Below are 4,048 nucleotides of genomic sequence, written 5' to 3' on the forward strand. Positions count from 1 at the left end.
CCCGACCGGCAGGTCGAGCCGCGCCGCGAGCCTGCCGCCGTCATGGCCGGGGAAGTCCAGCCGTTCCGATGAATCTGCCATGCCTGCCCCCGCTCGTCGCTGCCCGGATCATGCCTTCACGACCAGAACGGCCGCGCCGCGCGCAGCCGGTCCCAGCGCGCGAAGAGATCGGGCCGCTGCTGCCCGGCCCGGACGGTCAGCGTGCCCAGCACCCAGCCGACCGCGCGCTGGACATCCCCGTCGTCCCGACCCGGCGCCTCGGGGCCGGTCAGCGCCTCGGCGGCCATGGCGGCGTCGTTGAGATGGCCGAAGCTGTCCTGAAGCGATTTCAGCTCCTTGATATAGGCCGCGACCTTCGCGCCCGGATAGATCGGCGCGAAGGTGTCGGCGGCATAGCGCAGCTTCTTCAGCTCCTTGCGCAGGGCGTGCAGGCCCTCGGTATCGAGCTTGCGGATCCGGCGTCCCCGCCTGCGCACCCGCCGCAGCCGCGCGTCGAGCAGGCCGCCGGCGAGACCGCCCACCGGGGCCGCCAGCCGTTCGGTCTGCGAATAATCGGACGGGGCCAGCCAGCCGCGGCCCTCGATCAGCCGGCCGAGGTCGAAGAGAAACCCCGCCGCCTCGGGCTCGGCCAGCGTCCGGCGCACCGCGCGCCGCACCTCGGCGCCGCGGGCCGCGAGAGAGCCCAGGAGCGCCTCCCGCGCCGCCGCGTCGAGGCCGGTCTCCACCGCCTCCGCGACGATCTCGCCGGTCAGCACGTCGATGTCGCGCAAGGGTCCGACCACCTGCCCGAGCCGCTGCGCCTCGCTCCCGAGCGGCGCCAGCGCCGCCTTGCCCAGGCTGGGGCCGAAGATCGCGAAGGCGGTGCGCAGGCGGCGCAGGCCGACGCGGATCTGGTGCGGCCCCTCCGGGTCGTCGCTCTCGGCGATGATCACCATGTTCTGCGCGATCTGGGCCAGGCAATCGCGGAAGATGTCGCGCGCCACCGATTCGACGGTGGCGGAGGCCGCGTAATCCGGGACCCGGGCATTGCGGGGGCGGAGGGGCGGCTCGGCCTCGCCGCGGGCGAGCCGGTAGCCGCGCGCCGACTTGTTCTCCAGCGAGAAGCGCACCGGGGCGCTGGGAAAGAGCGTGCGGGCGATGCCGTAGAGCTCGCCCACCGCCCCTGCGACCAGTTCGAGCTCGGCCTCGCGGATCGCCGTGACCGCCTCGCCCGCCCGGATCTCGCCCGCATCGATGGCGAGCTCGACCTCGCCGCCCTCGGGCGCGCGCAGCCGCTCGGTGGTCCGCCGCACCCGCGTCTCGAAGATGGGCGAGAGCGCGGCCGCCCCGGCGGCGGCGTCGATCGCGCCATAGACGCCCTCGGGGTCGGGACCGTCGAGCACCAGCCGGCCGCCCGGTGCCGCGCATTCGACCTCGAGATTGGCGAAGAGGCCGTGGGCGCTTTCCCGGCGGCGCTTGACCGTCTGCACCCAGCGGCGACCGACCTGCCGCAGCCGCAGCGCGATGCCCTGGGCGGCGAGCGCATGCTCCGGCGTGTCGTAATAGACCGAGCGCAGGAACTGCGTCCGGCGCGGCGCCAGCCGCAGGAGGGCGAGCGCGGGATGGCGCCGCAGCCGGGCCTCGCCCTCGCTGTCGAGCGTGATCTTGAGCTCGGTCTCGATCATCTGCGCCCCATGGGATCACATTGCCGCGCGATGCGCCAGCATCTTGGTGGAAGTGGGAAATTCGTGCTATTCTCATGGGAAGAATGAGGAAACATGATTTGCCCCACTGGCCGCGCCGCAGGGAGATTATAGCCCGCCGACGGTCCGTGACATTCGAATTCTTCCGCCTTTGCGGACATGCTTCGGCCTCGCGCCGGCACCGGGCCGGAGGAGGACAGAGTAAGTTAACGATTCTGCACGATGATGACACCTGGCTCGACAAGGGCCGTTCGACATGAGGTGACCATGTCCCAGCGCGCAGACGGATCTCGCGGCCGGTGCCGCAGACGGTTTCCGCCCCCCGCGACCCATCGCCGGCCGGAAGGGACGGAACGGCGATGAACCCGGCCACGCTCGCCATCGCCTCCGATTTCGTCAAGGCAGGCATCGACAAGGCCGGCGTGCCGCTCACCGCCTCGCTCGAGGCCTATCTCTCCATCACCTTCGCGCGGTTCATGGGCCGCAGCATCGGTGTCGACCTGCTGACCGTGCGGGTGACGGCCGCGCTCGACGCCGGGGCACCGCGGGACGCCATCCGCGCGCTCGCCGACGAATGCCTGATCGCCTGCGCCTTCTTCGAGGACCGCCTGCGCCGCAACGGCGCGATCCGCCACTATGTCGGGCTCGGCCAGACCACCTACGACGCCGCCGACATGACCGAGCAGGCCTATGGCTTCGTGCATATGCGCGACGTGATCGCCAGCGCGGTGGATCGCGGCGCCGCGGAGGACGGCCGCATCCTGATCGACCGCGCGCGCAGCGGCAGCACCACCGCGCGCAACGAGCTCGCCCAGGGCAACGTGGTCATCGGCCCCTGGGCCGCGCCGCCGAAGGGCGGGCTGCTCTGGAACTGACGCGGCCGCCCGGTGGTCGTCACGGGGGCGGGGCGGGCGCTGCCCGGCGGTGCCTGGCCTCGGCGGGATGGTGGTGCCAGGCGCGCGAAGCTCCGATGGAAGAGGGCACGGTGTCAAATGCCGCCGCCCCGGCGCGCGCATTGTGGCGCGCGCCTCCAGCCGGTAAACCGCCGCTGCCCGCCCCCCTGCAGGGGCGGCGACAGGCCGGGAGCCGTCATGGACTATGCGATCGTCTGCGCGGTGGCGCTCTTTCTCATCGTGGTGACGACCGTGCTGCATTACGAGGCGCTGCGCCTCACCGCCGACCTGATGCCGCGGCTCTCGATCCGCCCCCGCGCCCGCATCCTCGTGGTGATCGCGGCCGCCCTCTTCGCCCATAGCGTCGAGATCGCGCTCTACGGCTGGGCCTATTGGGCGGCGGGCAACCACCTCGGGCTCGGGGCGATCTCCGGCGCGCTCGAGGGCACCCCGGTCGACTACCTCTATTTCTCCGCGGCGACCTTCACGACGCTCGGCGTCGGCGACCTGGTCGTCACCGGCCCCCTGCGCATCGTGGTGGGGCTCGAATCGCTCAACGGCCTGATCCTGATCACCTGGACGGCGTCCTTCACCTATCTCTCGATGGAGCGCTTCTGGCTCGATCACCGCTGAGCGGGATCGGGGAGGCGGGTCCATTCCCCGAAGCCGAGCCGGCTCTCCCAGGGCGCCGCCTGCCCCCGCAGCGCGCGGGCCGCGCGCACGACCCCGAGATGCGTGACCCAGAGCACCGGCGCCGCGTCCGCAGCGGTCTCGGCGAGCGCCGCGCCGACCCGCTCGGCGAGCATGGCGACGCTCTCCCCGCCATGGGGGCGGGCGCCGTGGAAACCTTCGGCCCAGGCGTCGATCTCGCCGCGGGGCAGGTCGTCCCACCGCCGGCCCTCCCAGGCGCCGAAATCCATCTCGGCGATGCGCGCATCGACCTGCAGTTCGAGCTGCCGGGCGTCGGCGATGCGCTCGGCGAGGCGCCGGCAGCGGCTGCGGGGGCTCGACACGATGCCGGCGACCCGCGGCAGGCCAGCGAGAAGGCTTGTCGCCGCCGCCTCGAAATCCGCCGCCAAGGGCAGATCGCTCCGGCCGTAGCAGAGGCCTTCGCCGCCGAGCGGCCGCGTGTGGCGCAGGAGGATCAGAGGCACGCCAGCACGCCGAGATAGAGCCCGAGCTCGCTCGTCTGCTGCACCGCGCCGAGGCAATCGCCGGTATGGCCCGAAAGCCTGCGCTCGAAGCTCCGGCGCATGAGGAGATGGCCGAGCGCGAGCCCGGCGAGCGCGCCCAGGGCCGCGAGCGGCGGCAGCACCGCGAGAAGCGCGAGGATCGCGAGGCCGCCGGTGGCGAGCGCCAGCCCGAGATGCCTGCCGCCGATGCCCGCCGCCATCCCGGCGCCGGCGCCTTCCGGACGCAGGTAGCGGCTCGTCGCCATCGCGGCGACGAGCGAGGCGCGGCTGGCGGCATGGC

5 protein-coding genes are annotated in these 4,048 nt (G+C 72.8%); 2 read left to right on the forward strand and 3 right to left on the reverse strand.

Features of this window, described 5'->3' with window-relative positions:
- Positions 1-116: 116 nt before the first annotated feature.
- Complete coding sequence (locus V7050_RS19080; protein ID WP_324369936.1) at positions 117-1,664, reverse strand: CYTH and CHAD domain-containing protein; 1,548 nt, start codon at positions 1,662-1,664, stop codon at positions 117-119.
- Positions 1,665-2,041: 377 nt separating this feature from the next.
- On the opposite strand from V7050_RS19080, the gene V7050_RS19085 reads away from it, so the two are divergent.
- Both V7050_RS19085 and V7050_RS19090 read left to right on the forward strand, forming a co-directional pair.
- The gene (locus tag V7050_RS19085) at positions 2,042-2,557 is read left to right on the forward strand and encodes a hypothetical protein (RefSeq protein WP_324369934.1); all 516 of its coding nucleotides are present in this window, start codon (positions 2,042-2,044) and stop codon (positions 2,555-2,557) included.
- 216 nt (positions 2,558-2,773) lie between these two features.
- The gene (locus V7050_RS19090; RefSeq protein WP_324369931.1) at positions 2,774-3,208 is read left to right on the forward strand and encodes an ion channel; all 435 of its coding nucleotides are present in this window, start codon (positions 2,774-2,776) and stop codon (positions 3,206-3,208) included.
- Here the strand turns inward: V7050_RS19090 and V7050_RS19095 are convergent.
- Together V7050_RS19095 and V7050_RS19100 are read right to left on the reverse strand one after the other, a co-directional pair.
- Positions 3,199-3,729: a histidine phosphatase family protein gene (locus V7050_RS19095; protein ID WP_324369929.1), complete on the reverse strand. Its 531-nt coding sequence runs from the start codon at positions 3,727-3,729 to the stop codon at positions 3,199-3,201. The genes V7050_RS19090 and V7050_RS19095 overlap by 10 nt on opposite strands.
- Positions 3,720-4,048 (reverse strand): adenosylcobinamide-GDP ribazoletransferase (locus V7050_RS19100; protein WP_324411044.1); only part of this gene is annotated, 329 nt, incomplete at its 5' end. The genes V7050_RS19095 and V7050_RS19100, both read right to left, overlap by 10 nt.

This window comes from Amaricoccus sp. (assembly GCF_036846665.1).
Taxonomy (GTDB): domain Bacteria; phylum Pseudomonadota; class Alphaproteobacteria; order Rhodobacterales; family Rhodobacteraceae; genus Amaricoccus.